We start from the raw sequence: 18342 nt of genomic DNA on the forward strand, positions 1-18342 counted from the left end.
CCATGGTATGGGCGCACCCCCAACGCCAAAATGGCGCGAATATGGCGAAATTGACAGAATTCGCGACATCGCCCGGAAACCCCCGTTGCACAAGGCCCGACACACCGCCATATCGATGAGAGTGGCATATTACGGCGTGTTGCGTTATAACGTTGTCACACTAAAAGTCGCCGTCCGATAGCCTGGGGTCCACCCGAGGACCGGGCGTTGGCGGCCGACAGCGTCAAGAACTCCAGTCCCACGCAGGCAAGCAATGACCGAACGTCCGACGTCTCCTCCTCCCGAGCCGCAGCCGGTTTCCGGCAAAGTCACCCGAAGCGCTATCTTCCTCGTCGCCACGATTCGCGACGACGAGGCCGCGCACGCCGCCGTGCGGGGCTGGTGTGCCGATGTGGCCGCGTATGTCCGATCCGTGGGCAAGCGTGTGCCGACCGGCAATCTGACCTGTGTGGCCGGTTTCAGCGACAGCGCCTGGGACCGCCTGTTCGGCGATCCGCGCCCGGCCGAGCTGCATCCGTTCCGTGAATTCGGCGCGGGCAAGCGCCACGCCCCGGCCACGCCCGGCGATCTGCTGCTGCACATCCGTGCCGAACAGATGGACCTGTGCTTCGACCTCGCCACGCTCCTGCTGAACAAGCTGGGCGACGCGGTGAGCGTCGTCGACGAAGTGCACGGCTTCCGCTATTTCGATATGCGCGCCATGATCGGCTTCGTCGACGGCACAGAAAACCCGGAAGGTCAGGAGGCGCTCGACTTCACCGTCATGGGCGACGAAGACCCCGAGTTCGCTGGCGGCAGCTATGTGCTGGTGCAGAAGTACCTGCACGACATGACGGGCTGGAACGCGCTGCCGGTGGAAGTGCAGGAGCGCATCATCGGCCGCACCAAGTTCTCGGACGTGGAACTCGACGAGGACGTGAAGCCCAGTAATTCGCACAGCGCGCTGACCACGCTCGAAGTGGATGGCAAGGAAGTGAAGATCCTGCGCGACAACATGCCGTTCGGTCGTCCCGGCTCGGGCGAGTTCGGCACGTTCTTCATTGGCTACGCGCGCTCGCCGTGGCCCATCGAGCAGATGCTCGAGAACATGTTCGTTGGCAAGCCGCCCGGTAATTACGACCGCTTGCTGGACTTCAGCACGGCGGTGACCGGCGGTTTGTTCTTCGTGCCGTCGGCCACGTTACTGGAAGCGCTCGCCGACCGTGCGCCGCAAGCGGCCGCCACCGAGTCCAGCCATGTCATCAAGACGTTGATCGACGCACAGCCTGCGGGCGTGCAAGTGTTCGACGCCGCTACTGCTTCTCATCAGGCGAGCCCCGCAGTTGCGGACGGCTCGCTGCAAATCGGATCGCTCAAAGGAGTTTCTCAGGCATGAATAACCTGCATCGCGAACTGGCCCCCGTTTCGAGCGCCGCATGGGCGCAAATCGAAGAAGAAGTGGCCCGCACGTTCAAACGCACCGTTGCCGCGCGCCGCGTGGTCGACGTGAAAGGGCCGGGCGGTCTGGCGCTGTCTGGTGTCGGCACCGGCCATCAGACATCGATTGCATCGCCGTTCAAGGGCGTGGACGCCCGTCAACGTCAGGTGCTGCCGCTGGTGGTGCTGCGCGTGCCGTTCGAGTTGTCGCGCGAAGCGATTGACGATGTCGAGCGCGGCGCGAACGATTCCGACTGGCAACCGGCGAAGGATGCCGCGATCAAGCTGGCCTATGCCGAAGACCGTGCGATTTTCGACGGCTATAAGGCGGCGCAGATCACTGGGGTGCGTGAAGGCACGTCGAACCCGGTGTTGCCGCTGCCCAAGGACATTGCGGACTACCCGACGGTGATCGCCAAGGCGCTGGAGCAATTGCGGCTTGAAGGCGTTGATGGCCCGTACAGCGTGCTGCTGGGCGCGGACGCTTATACGGCGGTGGCCGAGGCGAACGACCAGGGTTACCCGATTCTCGAACATATCGGTCACATCGTGAGCGGCGAGATCATCTGGGCGCCGGCTATCGACGGTGGTGCCATCGTCTCGACGCGTGGCGGCGACTACGAGATGCACATCGGTCAGGACCTGTCGATTGGCTATCTGGACCACAACGCCGAAACGGTGCGGTTGTATCTGGAAGAGACGTTTACGTTCCTGATGCTTACGGCTGAGGCGAGTGTGTCGGTCGCGCCGGGTGCGGCGGCTAAGGCGGCAAAGGGCAAGTAAAGCCTGAAGTGGCGAAACGGGAAGGGCTGAGGACCGTGCGAGCGGTCTCCTCAGCCCTTTTCTGTTTACGGGGGTTCCCGATGCCGACGGCATACACATGCCCAAAGCGCTCCCTACGGCGATTGCGAGATTCTCACCTAAATAGCAGGTAAAACACATTTACGCTATATTCAGCTATTTCGCATTTACGCGAATATCAGCTAAAATTCACATTACCTGCATATAAGGTAAATTTCTGATGAACCAGCTCATTGCTTCGTCAACACACCTCGGCGAAATCTTGCGGTCGGCCCGTCGCTCGGCGGGGATGACGCAGCTTGAGGCGGCTACGCGGCTGGGACTGAGTCAGAGTCGTCTGTCCGCGCTGGAGCTTGATCCGAAAATCATTTCGGTCGAGCAGTTACTGGCGCTATTGGGCCTTTACCGCCTTGACCTCGTCGTCCAGTCACGCGATGTTGCTCCTGTTTCTTCCAACACGGAGTGGTAATCGATGGGGCGCAGGTCACATGCCCGGGCATTGTCCATCTGGGCGAATAATCAGCGTGTCGGCACGTGGCGTGTGCAGTCACGAAACCGGATGGCATTGCAGTACGACGACGCGTGGCGCGATTCTGCGGCAGGGCGTCCGCTTTCGCTCTCGTTGCCGTTCGGCATCGATTCGACACCGCTGACCGGGGACCGGGTCGGTCACTACTTCGAGAATCTTCTACCGGATAGCGATGTCATCCGGCGTCGGCTCGCAGGGCGGTATGGCACGCCATCCACCGATGGTTTCGATTTGCTTGAGGCTATCGGACGCGATTGTGTCGGTGCCATTCAGTTTCTTGGCGAAGACGACGTACCCGGCAATGTGCAAACCATTGAAGCGAGTCCCCTGTCCGAGGAAGCTGTCGCCGAGCATCTGCGCAAAGCCGCTGGCGATGCGTTGCCGGGGCGATATGCTCACGACGACTTGCGGCTTTCGATCGCGGGGGCACAGGAAAAGACGGCCCTGCTGCATCACGAAGGGCGCTGGTGTATGCCGCATGGCGCCACGCCAACGACCCATATCCTGAAGTTGCCGATAGGGCTCGTGGGCAACCGGCGGGCAGACCTGTCAACGTCCGTTGAGAACGAGTGGCTTTGCATGCAACTGTGCGCGGCGCTCGGTTTGCCGACGGCGGCGAGTGAGATGCTGACGTTCGGTGATCAGAAAGTGCTGTCGGTGACGCGCTTCGATCGTCAGATGCATTCCAGCGGTACGTGGATCATGCGCTTGCCGCAGGAGGACTTCTGCCAGGTATTCGGGCTGCCGCCCCATCTCAGGTATGAGGCAGACGGTGGCCCCGGCATTGCCGATCTGGCGGCCACCTTGCGCCAATCGCAGACATCGGACGATGACCTCGAAACGGTGTTTCGCACGCAGGTCGTGTTCTGGATGCTGGCGGCGACGGACGGTCACGCAAAGAACTTCAGCATCCACCTTTTGCCGGGCGGACGTTACCGTCTTGCCCCGCTCTATGATGTGCTGTCGATGTGGCCGATTATCGGCGACGGGCCGAATCAGGTGCCATGGCAACGTGCCAAGCTGGCGATGGCGGTGCCCGGAAAGCACCGGCACTATCGACTTCGCGAGATTCAGCGTCGGCACTTCGATGCAATGGCGGCGAAGTGTTATCTCGGCGCTGGCGCGGCATCGATCCTCGATGCGTTGCTCGCGAGCGTCCCGCGGGCTATTGCTGAAGTTGCGGGCAGACTACCCTCCGATTTCCCTGAACGCGTGGCGGAGCGCATTTTTTCGGGGTTGCAGCACGCCGCCGATCACTTGGCAGCGCCTGCATCCCCCTGATTGGCCTCGGTGTTGACCCGTATCCCGGTCAGTTTGCGCCAGCAGGTTTGGCACTCGCGCCGTCCGCCATCGGCTTTTCGATAATCACACGACGGTTGTCGCGCGCAATCACCTTCATCGGCAGATTCAGCGTCTCCAGCACGGCGAACTTGTCCGGATCGACCAGCGCGAGCGCCTTGGGGGCTTCCATCCAGACATCCACGAATTTCTCAAGCGTCGGCACCCAGCTGTCCGGGGCCTGCGAGATGCCGAACTCCAGCTCGTCCTGCACCGCGACCATGATCATCGGCTGACGCAGGTAGTACGGCATGGTGTGGTCGAGCGTGCCGACGGAGTAGAACGGCGTGTCTGGTCCGAGTCGATCCATCTCCGCCCGGACGGCGGGCACCAGATCGATACCGGAGCTGCCGCGTCCGAACGCCTCGTGCCCCGAGCCACCGATCATCACGAAGGCCAGCCACGTGGCCGCGAACGCCACCAACGCCTGCTTGGTGCTGCGCTTACTCAGCCAACGGGTGATGCCGATGCCGATCAGGCCGACGGCGCTCGCCGCATACACGTAGTACGAGAACGTACGGTACGCCTGCACCGGATTACGGCTGTCCGAGTGATGCGAGAGGAACACCAGACACGTGACGATCGTCGCGATGAACAGCACGATGGACACGATGAGGTGCTTGCGTAGCGACTCGCGCGTCATGGTGGCCAGACCGAGACCGAACAGCATCGCGATGGCCGGCACGATCGGCAGCACATACGAAATGAGCTTCGAGTGCGACATCGAAAAGAAGCAGAAGATGAAGACAGCCCACACCGTGATCATCTGCACCGGACGGAAACCGTTCGACTGACGTGGCACGGCGCGCGCACCGGCAATGGCGCGCGGAATCGTCGACAGCCACGGCAGGAAACCGATCAGCAGCACGGGCACGAAGTACCAGAGCGCGCCCGGACGATGGTGGTCCGGCTTCAGGAAGCGGTTGAAGTGCTCGTTGATGAAGAAGAAATCGAAGAACGACGGATTGCGCGACATCACCGCAGCAAACCACGGCACCGTGATGGCCAGCATCACGATCAGGCCGCTCACGATGTGCAGACGCTTCCACAAGGCCCAGTCACGCGCGATCAGCGTGTAGATGACGAGCACGGCACCCGGCAGGACCACACCGATCAGCCCCTTGCTCAGAATCGACAGGCCCATCGCCGCCCAGCACAGCCACATCCAGTTGCGGGTCTGCGTGTCGGTGAGCCCGGGGCGCTGTGCCAGCAGCAGTGCGCACAGGACCAGCGTCATCATGAACGACAGGCCCATGTCCAGCACGTTGAAGTGGCCGAGCAGGCTCCACAGCGGGGCGCTTGCCAGTGTCAGTGCGGCGAACAGACCTGCACGCGCGCTGAACACGCGCCGACCCGTGTAACCCACGAGCAACACGCCGCCGAAGCCGGTCAGTGCCGTCCACAGACGTGCCTGCCAGTCACCCAGTCCGAAGACCATGAACGTGAGGGCGTTCATCCAGGTCTGGAGCGGGGGCTTTTCGAAGTACAGATAGCCGTTGTAACGCAGCGTGACCCAGTCGCCGGTGGCCAGCATTTCGCGCGCCATCTCGGCGTAGCGGCCTTCGTCGCTGGGGATCAGATGGCGCAGGTTCAGAACACCGAACCAGACCAGCGCGAACGTGGCGATCAGCCAGAGCAGGGCGGTGGGAGAAATCGGCCAGGGTTCTAACCCGGCGTCACGTTGAGGACGTGTAGACATGAATACTAGGCTTCCGGTCTTGAGGATGAAGTTGGGGTCGAAGTCGGGGGCGTTGAGTGTTCGGTTCAGGACTGACGCGGCTGGCCGAGTCCACTGGAGTGGACGTCGGGCGCATGCGGTGAGTCGGCCATATCGGGATTAGGCAGCGTCACCCGGACATGCAGCCCGCGCGGCGGCGACAGGTGCGCGTCTGTCAGATGCACCTGCCCGCCGAGGCGGTCGACGATAGCCCGCACGATCGCCAGCCCCAGGCCGGTCCCGTCGCCACCGTGTTCGCGCGGTTCTCGGTGATCGGTGGCGCGGTAAAACGCGTCGAACACGCGCTCGCGCTTGTCGACGTCGATCCCGGGGCCTGAGTCGATCACGTCGATCAGGACGTCGGCTCCCTTGGCCGACAACTGCACGGAGACCGTGCCACCGGCGGGCGTATAGCGCACGGCGTTGCCGACAATATTGCTCAGCAATGTGACGATGTCGCGCTTCGACCCTGCAACACGCAGGCCTGGCAGGCCGGGCAAGCCGGAGCGGCCCGGCACACCGGTCGACGCGTCAGTCAGATCGAGCATGATCTGCTTGCGATCCGCCAGCACGAACGCATCTTCTAGCGCTTCGTGCACGGCGGGAAGCAACGTCAGGGGACTCGCGGGGACCGCCGGCGCGCTTTGGGCACGGGCCAGCGTCAGCAACTGTTCGATCAGTGTGCGTGTGCGATGCAGCCCGCTTTTGAGCTTGGTCAGCCGATGACGCGTTTCGGCGTCGAGTGCCGCCGGTGCGAGCGCACGGTCAAGGTTTTCGGACTGAATCACCAGCGCGGTGACCGGTGAGCGCAGTTCGTGCGCGGCGTCCGCCACGAAGCGGCGTTGCTCGTCGAGCGCCTTGGCCAGCCTTGCCAGCAAGCGGTTGATCGACACGATGAACGGCTCGATTTCCGTGGGTGCGCCTTGTGTATCGAGGCCGCGCAGATCCGTATCGCGGCGCTTGTCGACTTCGGCAGCCAGTTGTTGCACCGGACGCCAGGCGCGGCGTACCGTCAACACAATGGCCGCGATGAGCAGCGGCAAGAACCCGACGAACGGCATTGCGGTGCGAAGTCCGCTATTGCGCGCGATCTCGTCACGGCCTTCCGTCGGCTGCGCCACGACAATGCGCAGGTCCGGTTCGATCGTGCGCACGAAGGCCCGCCAAGTGTGGTCGCCGGTGTTGACGGTGTGAAAACCGTCGGACAGCGTCACGGGAAAGGTGCCGCCAAGGCGCTGGACGGTGAGACGGTAGTCATGATCCTGAATCGGCAGGCCGTGCATCGCAGAGTCGGCACGGGCCAGATTGCGCGTGTCGACGAGCGCGGCGAGTTGCAGCAGTTGGTCGTCCTGGAAGCGATAGGCTTCGCGAAAGGCCGCGCCGTACGAAACGAAGCCCGCGACGATGGCCAGTCCCAGCGCACAGGCCGAGAGCGTAACGACGAGCCGTGACTGCAACGAACGCATCATGCCTTGGGCACCAGCCATCCCGCGCCGCGGATGTTGCGAATGACGTCGGCGCCGAGCTTCTTGCGAATCGAATGGATCAGGAAGTCGATCATGTTGCTCTCGATCTCTTCGCCCCAGCCGTACAGGCGATGTTCGAGCGCGTCGCGCGAGAGGATCGTGCCGGGGCGCAGCATCAGTGCGTGGAGCAGCGCGTATTCGCGCGCGGACAGCACGCAACTGTTCTCGCCGTACGTCGCCTGATGCGTGGCCGGATCGAGCGCAAGTGCACCGTTGGTCAGCACCGGTACGGCCACGCCTGCGTGACGTCGGATGACCGCGCGCATTCTGGCGAGCAACTCACCCACTTCGAAGGGCTTGACGACGAAGTCGTCCGCCCCGAGGTCGAGGCCCTGAATGATGTCCTCAGCGCCGTCGCGGGCGGTGACGACAATGATCGGCGTGCGCCCGCCAGCGCCGCGATGGGCGCGCAGCACGTCCCAGCCGTCCCGGCCGGGCAGGCCGAGATCGAGCAGCATGAGGTCGTACGCGTGAGCGGCGAGGGCGGCGAGCGCGGCGTCACCGTCGCGACACCAATCGGCGGCGTATGAGGCGTCCTTGAGCGCCTGCATCATGGCCTCACCGATCATGGCGTCGTCTTCTACAAGCAATATCCGCATGGTTTTCCGTACGCATTCTGGCGGGCTGCGATCAGCCTACGCCTAATCCTTGCCGTCCGTGGAGGACGGCACGGGCGCACGATAGCGCGCGAAACTTAGGAGAAACTTAGCTCGTGCGCGTGTGCATTCGCGCGACTATGCCATGCAAACACTTAAGCAATCAATGACTTAGCGATGTTTCTTCAAGTGATGTGATCGCTGGGGCTGTTTCTGCGCCCCCAAAGTGAATGGGCCGGCATTTCGCCGGCCCATTCACTTGAAGTACTTTCCTAGTGCGCTAATCCGTGGGAATGCGCGCAGCGAGGGTGCGCGAGACATCCTGCAAGACCTCGATGAGCGCGAGGGTTGCAGCACTCGGCGCGTGCCCGTGGAGGACGCCGACGGTCGGCGCGACGTGAGAGAACGGCAGCCCGAAGTCATGAAGCGCCGACGTGAGCGGCGAGCGCACCACGCCCAGCGTCGACGCGAGGAAGAGGCACGGCATGGCCTGCGCTACGCTCGCGTTGGTCATGAGCGTGACCGACTCCATGACGACGCGCGGCAGCGGCAGGCCGTGATGGGCGAATTCGGTGTCGATGGCGCGTCGCATGGGGGTGCCGGGCGGCGGGACGATCCACGGATAGCGTGCGACGTCGGGCCAGCCGGGCGACGCGTGCGAAGCTAGTGGGTGGTTTCGTGCGCCGAACACCCGCACGTCGTCTTCATATAGCGGCACGGTGCCGAAGCCCGCATTCATGGCGGTTTCGTCCAACCGGCAGATGAGCAGATCGATCTCGTGCCAGCGCGCGCGGGGCAGCAGACGATCGAGCGTGTCTTCGAACAGATTGATGCGAAGTGCAGGCCCGGCGCGCTCCAGCCGCGCGAGCGTTTGGGGCATGAGCACGCTCGCCATGCCCGGCAAGATGCCGACGTTGACCGGCTGCGCAAGTCCGTCGCGCAACGCCTGCATGGCGGGGGCAACACCCGCCAGGTCCGTCAGCATGCGCTCGGCGCGTTCGAGCAGCGCGTCGCCATACGACGTCGGGGTCACGCGGCGCGTGGTGCGCTCGAACAACGACACGCCCAGCGCGTCCTCGATTTCTCGCAACCACTTCGACAGTGCGGGCTGGGTGATCGCAGCAGCTTCCGCCGTGCGGGCAAAACTGCGAGTGCGGCCCAGCCAGCGCAGCGTCTCGAGATCGCGGATGCGGAGTTTTCGGAGGACGGCCGGAATGTGGCGGGCGAGTTGGGATGGCGGTAAGGGAGACGAAAGCAAAGGAGACGGAAGCACGGGATCTCGGTCCGTGGGGGAATCTTCGGTCATGTGGGCGAGGCAATGCATTGATGAGTTGCGATACGTTACCGCATTATTGATGTCATCAGGGTAATGAATGCGGCATGATTTTTCATCGATCCGTTCAGAATTCAACCGAATAATGAGACTCCCATCCGGTAGTCGGCGCACGACACGACGCTGGCACCTCATCAGGAGCGAGACGCATGACGACACGAAAACCTTCATCCCCCACGACTTCCGACGATGCGACGCCGACTGACGGCGCGTCCGCTGCTCAGCCAGGCCGGCCCAGCCGGAACGCACGGCGCGATTTTCTGAAGCAGGCCGGTGTTGCGATGGCATCGGCGGGGCTCGCGCCGTCGGCTATATCGGCCACTGGCGCCGCATCCGCGACCCGGCACGCGGCCGACGACGGCTACGTCATGCCGACGCAGGCCCCGGCCGTTGCGCCCAAGGGTTACAACATCCTGTTCATCCTCACCGATCAGGAGCGGCACTTCGACAAGTGGCCGTTTCCGGTGCCGGGCCGCGAACGGCTGCGCCGCGAGGGTGTGACGTTCATGAATCACCAGATTGCCGCGTGTGTGTGTTCGCCGTCGCGCTCGGTCGTCTATACCGGCCAGCACATCCAGCACACGCGCGTGTTCGACAACTGCGGCATTCCGTGGCAGCCGGATATGTCGACCGATATCCGCACGATCGGCCACATGATGCGCGACGCAGGGTACTACGCCGCGTATCTGGGCGAATGGCATCTGAGCGGCAAACTGCATCACAACCACACGCCCTACGACACCCCGACGCAGGAATACAACGCGTTGATCCGCGCGTACGGCTTCGACGACTACTTCGGCGTGGGCGATCTGATCGGGCGCGTGCGCGGTGGCTATACCTACGACGGATTGACGACGTCGTCCGCCGTGTCGTGGCTGCGCGGACGCGGCGCACAACTGGCGAACGAACAGAAGCCGTGGTTCATGGCGGTGAATCTGGTAAACCCGCACGACGCGATGTTCCTGAACACCGATCCGGCGGGCGTGGATACGCAAAACGCCAGCAAGCCGACGCTGGGCAACGCCCGTGCGCCGAAGGACAGTCTTTACGACAAGCATTGGGACGTGCCGCTCGCCGCCACGCGAAAGCAGGCTTACGACGCCCCCGGGCGACCCGCTGCACACGGCGTCTACAACGCGTCCGAGGGCGTGCTCGTCGGCGACTATCCGCTCGACGACGCGCGTCTTCAGGTCTATCAGGACTATTACTTCAATTGCATCCGCGACTGCGACACCCATGTCGTGACGCTGCTCGATACGCTGCGCGAGTTGGGCATCGACAAGAACACCATCGTCGTGATGAGTGCCGACCATGGCGATCACGTCGGTGCGCACAAGCTCGTAGGGAAGGGCCCGACGACCTATCGCGAGCAGAATCACGTGCCGCTCGTGATTCGTCACCCTGCGTATCCGGGCGGGAAGCAATGCGCCGCGCTCAGCTCGCACGTGGATATCACGCCGACATTGCTCGGGTTGACGGGGCTAGACGCCGACAGCGTGGCCCGCATTGCTGGCAAGGCCGCGCATGGGCATGACCTCACACCGCTGCTGCGACGCCCTGAGCGGCAGGCGGTCGATGCGCTGCGTCCGGCCGCCCTGTTCAACTACGCCATGCTGCTGTTCTACGACAGCGAGTGGCTGGCGCAGGAATATGCGACGCTGCGTGAGAAGGGCCTGTCGGTCGACGAGATCCATCGACGGGTGATCGCACGTCAGCCGGACTTCCGGCATCGCGGCATGATTCGCAGCGTGTTCGACGGCCGCTATCGCTTCTCGCGCTACTTTTCGCCGAAGGCGTTCAACCGGCCGACGTCGCTGGAGACGCTGTTCGCCAGTAACGACGTCGAACTTTACGATCTGCACGCCGATCCGACGGAGTCGCGCAATCTGGCGCTCGACGCACGTAGCAACGGGGCTTTGCTGATGGCGATGAACACGCTGCTCAACGAACGGCTGGACGCGGAAGTGGGCGAAGATCGCGCCGACATCCTGCCGATCCGCGACGGGCGCGTGTATTTCACGTTCGAGACCCCGTCTCGCTGAGTCCACCGTCTGGCCGGATTCAATCGGGCGTTGACCTGACGGCACGGCCACCACGCCGTTGCCGTTGGTGCGCCGGATGACATCGGTGGTACGCTCTTGCGACCTCATGGGAGCGCGCCGAGGCTCCTCCCGCATGAGTCTGCCGCCTCCGTCATTCGCTATCGCCAACGCCATGAAGAAACGTGAATTCCTTGCCGGTGCCGTGGCACTGGGCGCATCGGTGCCTGTCCTTGCCAAGCCGGGCGCTGCGGGTAACCCCGTCACTGCCGCACCAGCGTCGACACCGCTCGTCACGCTCAGCGGCGCGATTGCACGTCACAACCGGGAGCCGGTCGACCCAGCCCTCGACCAACTGTTTCACAAACAACTCGTGCAATTCGACGCGGCGTACGCGCTCGACTTCGCCATGCTCACGCGCATGCCCGCGCAGACGATTCGCCCCACGCTGGAGTACGACGCAAGGCCGCATACGTTGCGCGGTCCGCGTCTGGCGGACGTGCTGGTGCAGGCGGGCGCACCGTCGAATCCGCTCACGCAGGTGTTGCTGCGCGCCATCGACGGTTACGTCGTGGCGACCACGGTTGGGCAGGTGCGGGAGTACGGTTTCCTGCTCGCCACGCGTGTCGACGACAAGCCGCTCGCGCTGGGCGGTCTCGGGCCGCTGTGGGCCGTATACGACCCGGCCGCGATTCCGGCGCTGGCGGGCAAGCCGCTCAAGGCGCAGTTCGCCCTGTGTCCGTGGGGCGTGTATCACATTCAGATCAACGCCGTTTCCTGATGCGGCAGATCCTGTCTCAGTACGAGGTCGGGCGTCCCGGCGTTGACGTCGCACGCGGCGGCGGATCGATCGCCTGATACGGGTTCGGACGCCCGGGCAACTTGACCGGATCGAGTTCGTCGACGTCCTCGTGCAGGATGCGACGGATCTCCAGAATCGCTTGCGGCGTCTCCTGCACGCTATGTCCGGCGACGATGACGCGCTCGGACTGCGCGCCCGCGAGATGCGCGCTCGTGTACGGCACCACACCATCGCTCGATGCCTCCAGCGGCCCTTTGGCATCGCGTCGCGCGATGATCGAGTGGTATTGCACGGACGGCGAGATCTTCAGTCCGGCGGCAGCCATAACGTAGGGATCGTCGTCACGTAACTGATCGACGCTGTTGGGCACGTAGCGGGTCTTGCCCTCCGACGGACTGTCTTCCGACCCTGTCGCGTAGTGCAGCACGTCGTCGATCCCCGAGAGCAGCGTGACCGGCAGCTTGATCAGGTTCGACACCCAGCGTCCGATGCGGTTACGGGCGAACGGCGTGCCCCGGTGCGGTGCGGCGATGAAGACGGCGCGCTCGAACTGCGGCACCGGCTTGAAGCTGAACAGCGGATCGAGTCGGTCGCGGGCACGGTCGACCTGATCTTCGTCCAGGTGGTATTCCTGCTGGAAGGTGTCCCAGAGCTGATCGTCCGAGCTGGACACCATCAGGCGCGCGATCACGCCGCCCATGCTGTGCCCGATGACGACGGCCTCATGCGATGCGGCGGACAGGCCGTCCGGGTCGAAGTGCTTAAGCGTCGTGCCGAACGCGTTGCGTATGGCCATCGCGTTCACGAGAATCGGCGCATTCGTCGGGTAATAAACCTGCCAGACCTGGAAGTGCTCGCGCAGCGTTGCATCGCCCTGAATTTCGTTTGCGAGATTCACCCACGCCTCCGGGCTGCTGGCCAGCCCGTGCAGCATCAGAATGACGCGGCGTCCCGGGTCGAAGGGCTGCATCAGGTAGATGTGGGGACGCACGATGCCGCGGTCGCGTCCGAACAGCGTGCGCAATGACTGCTCGGCAAAGCCCGAGCGCGCCAGCCACAGACCGTAACCGGCCGTGAAGTTGCCCGCGAGCGGCACCGTCTGGCGATTCAGTTCGACGGACGTCTGCCGGTATGGGTCGTAGACCACCAGCGTGGCGACCTTCGTCGTAAGGACCTGTTCGAGCGTGGTGCCGTCGAAGCGCAGCAGCAGCGTGAGCGACGGTGAGGGCATCTCGCTGAATACCGGCCCGGCGTTCGGGTCGGTGGCGCGCCGGAAATCGCGCGAGGCACGGCTTTCGCGTGGGTTCGGCCTTGTGTCGCGGTTATCCGGACCGGTTGCGGCGTCGCCCCGGGGCGTTGGGTTCTGACCGGCGTCGGCGAGCGCCTCGGCGGCAGACTTCTCGTCGAGCACGGCCACCAGCTCGGCGCCGAAACCGTCGCGTCGGTACGGACTGCGCAGTCCCGCGAAGGACAGTGTGGACGCGGGCAAGACTTCCCGTGGCTGGATGCGGTTATCGGCGAATCGCACACTACTCGCATCGACCGGGAGGAGCCATCCCGCTATCTTGTCGCTGCCCGTTTGCTGCACGCGACGGAACAACGCGACCGAGAAGTTCTGCACCGCATAGTTGTAGTAGTCGCGGACCTGCGTCTGACGGTCTTCGAAGGCCCGTTCGCTCGATGGACGTTCGCTGTAGAACAGGTACGCGTAAGCGTAGCGTGCCGAGCGCAGCCACAGATCGAATTGCGCATCGTTCCATTGTCGCTCGCCAGTGGGTGTCTGGGCGATGGCGAGCTGCATCGACATCTCGGCCATGGCCGCGCGCCGTCGGTCGACGTCGATTTCCTTCGCACGGCCTAACGCGTCGATACAGTCGAGCGACGATTTGGCGCAAACGGTGTCGTCGAGGCCCGCCACGCGAACGGTCTCGTCGGTCGACGCGCTGAGTTTGCCGGTCGACAGAATGTCGCCGCGCTTCATGGCGATGTACTGCTCGGGGCCGAGCGAGCGCGCTTCCACCATCGCACAGCCGGACAGGGCCGTCAGCCATACGGCAGCCATCAGCATGACCGTACGCCGCAGCGCGATCGCCTTGCTCTGCGGTGTCATGCCGGTCGACGGGTTCATGGCTTGACCTTCGGATCGTCGCCCGGCACGCCCTCGCGGATGAGGGTGGAGAACTCGGGCGAGTCGCCTGCGGCCAGCGCTCGCGCAACGAAATTGCCCCGTTCATACAGTTGCGCGTAGGTGAAGCCCGGTGTCAGACCGCCCTGATCGTAGGCGTACTCGGCGAAGTAGCCCGACAGCAGTAACCGGTAATCGAGCGGCAATCCCGGCGCGATGAGGCGGGCGATCTCGAAGACGATGGTCGTGCAGTTGCTCGTCAGCGTGTTGTACCAGGCGGGCGTATCGTGCAGTTCGCGCGCGCGGGCGAGATAGCCGAGGAACACTTCACGCAGTTGTTTGGGCGGGATGTTGAGTCGATACAGGTAGGTCGTTTCGCCGCGCACGTTGCTGCGAACGCGCAGAATGTCGCGCTCGTCGGCGGCTACGAGCGTGGCCTCGAAGTCTTTGAAGAACCCGCTGATGGCCGAGAACTTCTGACCCTGCTTCTTGCGAATCTCGATGGAAAACACCACGCGGCGGCCGTCGGAGAAGCCGAACGACACCAGCGTGTGGGCAATGGCCGGGCCCATCCAGTACGACAGGACCAGATCGGCATTCTCCAGCTTGTCGAGTTCGTACTCGCGGGTTTCCCAGCGCGGCGTGAAGTCGGTTTCCGTGCGCCATTCGAAGTTGCGCACGTTGTGCAGCGTGACGTGTTCGCCGTCGATTCGCGAATCGAGCAATTGCGCGACATCGGCCGCCCAGAGGCGGTCGTTGGACGCACGGATCGTCTGCCACCAACCGATCAGCAGCAGCAGCGCGATCAGAAAAGCGAGCGGCCAGCCCTGCAGCGGCATCCCGGCGCGCACGCGCAATAGCGCAACGATCGCGACGACCCCGAGCAGTGCCCACACGGCGGTCACGAGGTAGCGCACGAGCGCCGGACCGGGGCAACGGTGGGCGAGGGCCATCGCCCCCCAGGCGCACGCGCCCAGCACGAGCAAGGCGAGGAACGAGCGCAGCACATAGACGTACCACGCGATGTGATGGCTGGCGAGCGCGTCGCCAGCATGGGATTGCAGTTGCACCATATTTCGCAGAGTTCGATCCGGGGCGGCCGCGTCGCAACGGTTTGCGGCCACCTCGCAACGGCTAAGGCGACCGCTTTACTGCACAGCCAGCCGCTCGGCCCAACCCGCGCGGCGTACCACCCATTTTTCCAGTTCAGCGCCGAAGAATACCAGCAGACCGGCGCCCAAAACTTCCAGCCATTCGCGCGCGTTCAGCGGCGACGAGCCGAACGTCGCCTGCATGAACGGGACATAGGTGTAGAACAGTTGGAGCGCCAGGCACGCCGCAATGGTGATCAGTGCGATGCGATTGCCGAACAACCCCTGCCAACTGAGCGACGTCGCGAAGATCGAGCGGCTGCTGATCAGATAGAACATCTCGGCCATGACCAGCGCATTCACCGCCATCGTACGCGCCGCGTCCGCACTCGCGCCGTTGCGCCATTCCAGGTAGAACAGCCCGAACGTACCGATCATCATCAGTATCGAGACGAGCGTCACTCGCCAGACGAAGAACCACGAGAGCAGCGACGCGCCGGGCGGTCGCGGGGTGCGCGCCATGATGCCCGGTTCGGCACGCTCGAACGCCAGCGCGATGCCCAGCGTGCTCGACGTCACCATGTTGATCCACAGCACTTGCGCGGGGGTGAGCGCGACGACGCCCAGTGAGAGCATGACCCCGGCTATTACCACCAGCGCCTCGCCGCCGTTCGTCGGCAGCATGAACAGGATGAACTTCTTGAGGTTGTCGTAGACGCCGCGTCCCTGACGGACAGCCTTGGCGATGCTGGCGAAGTTGTCGTCCGTGAGCACGATATCGGCCGCCTCCTTGGCCGCTTCGGTGCCTTTGAATCCCATCGCCACGCCGACGTCGGCGCGCTTGAGCGCCGGGGCGTCGTTCACGCCGTCGCCGGTCATGGCGACCACCTGGCCGTCGTCCTGCAAAGCCTGCACGAGGCGCAGCTTGTGCTCGGGACTGGCGCGCGCGAAGACATCGATGTCCAGTGCAACGCGTCGCAGCTCGGCGTCGTCCATGAGCGCCACTTCGGCCCCGGTCACGGCCGGTTTGCCGATCCCGATGTCGAGCTGTGCGCCGATGGCCTTGGCGGTTTCCGCATGATCGCCGGTGATCATCTTCACGCGAATGCCCGCGCGATGGCACTCGGCCACGGCCGCAATGGCTTCGGGGCGCGGCGGGTCGATGATCCCGACGAGCGCCAGCAGGGTGAAGCCGTCTTCCACGTCGCTGAATTCCAGCCGTTCACCGGCAGGCTTGGCCTGCTTGTACGCCAGCCCGAGGACCCGCAGGCCCTGTGCCGCGGTGTCGGTCACCATGCGTCGCCAGTAATCGACGTCGAGGGGCGCACGCGGCTGGCCGCCGGGCGCGACGATCTGCGTGCGGCACATTTCGAAGATGCGCTCGGGCGCGCCTTTGACGAAGATCCATGGGGTGCCACTGCCATTGCTGTCGTCGCTGTCGCCCGCATTCCCCGACTTGTCGAGGTGATACGTCGCCATGAAGCGGTGCTGCGACTCGAACGGAATCGCGTCCAGCCGGGGCCAATGGGCCTGTAAGGCGTCGCGCGTGAGGCCTGCCTTCGCGCCGAGCACGAGCAGCGCGCCTTCGGTCGGATCGCCCTCGATTCGCCAGTGGCCTTCGGCGTCCTGCAACAGACGGGCATCGTTGCAAAGCTCGCCTACGCGCGCCGTGAGCGCCAGTTCGGGATGCCCGTGCAGATCGACGTCGGCGCCATCGAGCGAAAAATGGCCTTCGGGCACATAGCCTGCGCCGCTCACGTCATACACATGACCGGCCGCGACAACGCGCTGCACGGTCATCTCGTTGCGCGTGAGCGTGCCGGTCTTATCCGAACAGATGACGGTGACCGAGCCGAGCGTTTCGACCGCAGGCAGGCGGCGCACAATCGCTTTTTCGCGGGCCATGCGCTGCACGCCACGCGCCAGAATCACCGTCATGATGGCGGGTAGCCCCTCGGGAATGGCCGACGCAACCAGCGCCACCACGACGAGGAACATCTCGCCGACCGGCTCACCGCGCCACAGCCAGCCGAGGAGGAACGTCAGCACGGCCACGACCGCGATAGCGCCCGCCAGCCCATGACCGAAGCGGTCGATTTGCCGAAGCAACGGGGTCGTGCCGCTGTCGACATCGGTCAGCAGATGGTTGATGCGACCGAGTTCCGTGTGCGCGCCCGTCGCCACGACGATGCCGGTCGCCTGCCCATAGACCACGACCGTGCCCGCATAGGCCATACACCAGCGGTCCCCGAGGGCGGCGTCTTCCTTGACGGTGGTCGGTTCTTTCTGCACCGGCTCCGACTCGCCGGTCAGTGCCGCTTCGTCGACCCGCAGCTCGCGCGAGGCGATCAGGCGCAGGTCGGCAGGCACGCGGTCGCCGGACGCGAGCACCACGACGTCGCCGGGCGCGAGGGTGGTGGCGTCGATCTCACTGCGCTTGCCTGCGCGCACGACCGTGGCGTGTGGCGCGAGCATGCCGCGAATGGCTGCCAGTGCCGCTTCGGCTTTGCCTTCCTGAATGAATCCGATGAGCGCATTGACGACGACCGCCGCCATCAGCACGGCCGTGTCAAGCCAATGACCGAGCAGCGCGGTGATGACCGCCGCGCCCATCATGGCGTAGAGCAGGACGTTGTGGAACTGGGACAGCAGTCGCATGAGTGGCCCGCGCCGGGCGGGCTCGGCCAGCCGGTTGGGACCGTAACGGGTAAGGCGGGACTGCACTTCGGTGTCGGATAGCCCGTCTGGGCCAGTCTGGAGTTCGAGCTGGGTTTTTTCGACGGGAAACGTGTGCCACGGGCGTGACTGGGGGGCGTTGTCGTCGCGGTGCATCATGGGCCCTCGGAGCGGCGATGGCCGCGAACTGGCTCACGGCATTGCGCGTGGATCGGCGAGACGATGGTGACTTCCGCGCAGCATAGCGTAAGTTAGGTCTCCGAGGGAAGGCAAGACGTTCGGCTCGGATCCGGACCTCGGTCCGGCCGCGAACAAGCCCCGGTAGGTCAGCGCGTCGGCGCTGAGGCCTTCGC

13 protein-coding genes are annotated in these 18342 nt (G+C 64.3%); 6 read left to right on the forward strand and 7 right to left on the reverse strand.

The window, feature by feature from the left end; all coding sequences use genetic code 11:
* Positions 1 to 253: 253 nt before the first annotated feature.
* From MB84_RS11625 to MB84_RS11640, 4 genes are all read left to right on the forward strand, one after another.
* The gene (locus MB84_RS11625; protein WP_046291897.1) at positions 254 to 1375 is read left to right on the forward strand and encodes a Dyp-type peroxidase; all 1122 of its coding nucleotides are present in this window, start codon (positions 254 to 256) and stop codon (positions 1373 to 1375) included.
* Positions 1372 to 2199, forward strand: a complete 828-nt coding sequence (locus tag MB84_RS11630; protein WP_046291898.1) for a family 1 encapsulin nanocompartment shell protein — start codon at positions 1372 to 1374, stop codon at positions 2197 to 2199. The genes MB84_RS11625 and MB84_RS11630 overlap by 4 nt, the downstream gene beginning before the upstream one ends.
* 238 nt (positions 2200 to 2437) lie before the next feature.
* On the forward strand, positions 2438 to 2686 hold the full coding sequence (locus MB84_RS11635; RefSeq protein ID WP_046291899.1) for a helix-turn-helix domain-containing protein: 249 nt from the start codon (positions 2438 to 2440) through the stop codon (positions 2684 to 2686).
* Positions 2687 to 2689: 3 nt separating this feature from the next.
* Entirely contained in the window at positions 2690 to 4027 is a 1338-nt protein-coding gene (locus tag MB84_RS11640; RefSeq protein ID WP_046291900.1) for a type II toxin-antitoxin system HipA family toxin, read from the forward strand.
* 28 nt (positions 4028 to 4055) lie between these two features.
* Here the strand turns inward: MB84_RS11640 and MB84_RS11645 are convergent, their stop codons facing one another.
* From MB84_RS11645 to MB84_RS11660, 4 genes are all read right to left on the reverse strand, one after another.
* Entirely contained in the window at positions 4056 to 5783 is a 1728-nt protein-coding gene (locus tag MB84_RS11645) for a glycosyltransferase family 39 protein (RefSeq protein ID WP_046291901.1), read from the reverse strand.
* Between the two features lie 65 nt (positions 5784 to 5848).
* On the reverse strand, positions 5849 to 7288 hold the full coding sequence (locus MB84_RS11650; RefSeq protein WP_065225777.1) for a sensor histidine kinase: 1440 nt from the start codon (positions 7286 to 7288) through the stop codon (positions 5849 to 5851).
* Entirely contained in the window at positions 7267 to 7926 is a 660-nt protein-coding gene (locus tag MB84_RS11655; RefSeq protein WP_039398505.1) for a response regulator transcription factor, read from the reverse strand. Before MB84_RS11655 ends, MB84_RS11650 begins: the two co-directional genes overlap by 22 nt.
* Before the next feature lie 277 nt (positions 7927 to 8203).
* A complete protein-coding gene (locus tag MB84_RS11660) occupies positions 8204 to 9196 on the reverse strand; it encodes a LysR family transcriptional regulator (protein ID WP_169834998.1) in 993 nt (330 codons plus the stop codon).
* A gap of 209 nt (positions 9197 to 9405) precedes the next feature.
* On the opposite strand from MB84_RS11660, the gene MB84_RS11665 reads away from it, so the two are divergent.
* Both MB84_RS11665 and MB84_RS11670 read left to right on the forward strand, forming a co-directional pair.
* The gene (locus MB84_RS11665) at positions 9406 to 11298 is read left to right on the forward strand and encodes a sulfatase family protein (protein WP_084009731.1); all 1893 of its coding nucleotides are present in this window, start codon (positions 9406 to 9408) and stop codon (positions 11296 to 11298) included.
* Between the two features lie 133 nt (positions 11299 to 11431).
* Positions 11432 to 12076, forward strand: coding sequence for a putative pterin-binding protein (locus MB84_RS11670; protein ID WP_245725536.1), 645 nt, complete (start codon positions 11432 to 11434; stop codon positions 12074 to 12076).
* A gap of 16 nt (positions 12077 to 12092) precedes the next feature.
* Here the strand turns inward: MB84_RS11670 and MB84_RS11675 are convergent, their stop codons facing one another.
* The 3 genes from MB84_RS11675 to MB84_RS11685 all read right to left on the reverse strand — a co-directional run bounded on the left by MB84_RS11675 (position 12093) and on the right by MB84_RS11685 (position 18148).
* The gene (locus MB84_RS11675) at positions 12093 to 14225 is read right to left on the reverse strand and encodes an esterase/lipase family protein (RefSeq protein WP_065225779.1); all 2133 of its coding nucleotides are present in this window, start codon (positions 14223 to 14225) and stop codon (positions 12093 to 12095) included.
* On the reverse strand, positions 14222 to 15295 hold the full coding sequence (locus MB84_RS11680) for a lipoprotein N-acyltransferase Lnb domain-containing protein (RefSeq protein ID WP_084009732.1): 1074 nt from the start codon (positions 15293 to 15295) through the stop codon (positions 14222 to 14224). The genes MB84_RS11675 and MB84_RS11680 overlap by 4 nt, the downstream gene beginning before the upstream one ends.
* Positions 15296 to 15370: 75 nt before the next feature.
* Positions 15371 to 18148, reverse strand: a complete 2778-nt coding sequence (locus MB84_RS11685) for a cation-transporting P-type ATPase (RefSeq protein WP_046291903.1) — start codon at positions 18146 to 18148, stop codon at positions 15371 to 15373.
* Between the last annotated feature and the right edge of the window lie 194 nt (positions 18149 to 18342).

The organism is Pandoraea oxalativorans (assembly GCF_000972785.3).
Classification (GTDB): domain Bacteria; phylum Pseudomonadota; class Gammaproteobacteria; order Burkholderiales; family Burkholderiaceae; genus Pandoraea; species Pandoraea oxalativorans.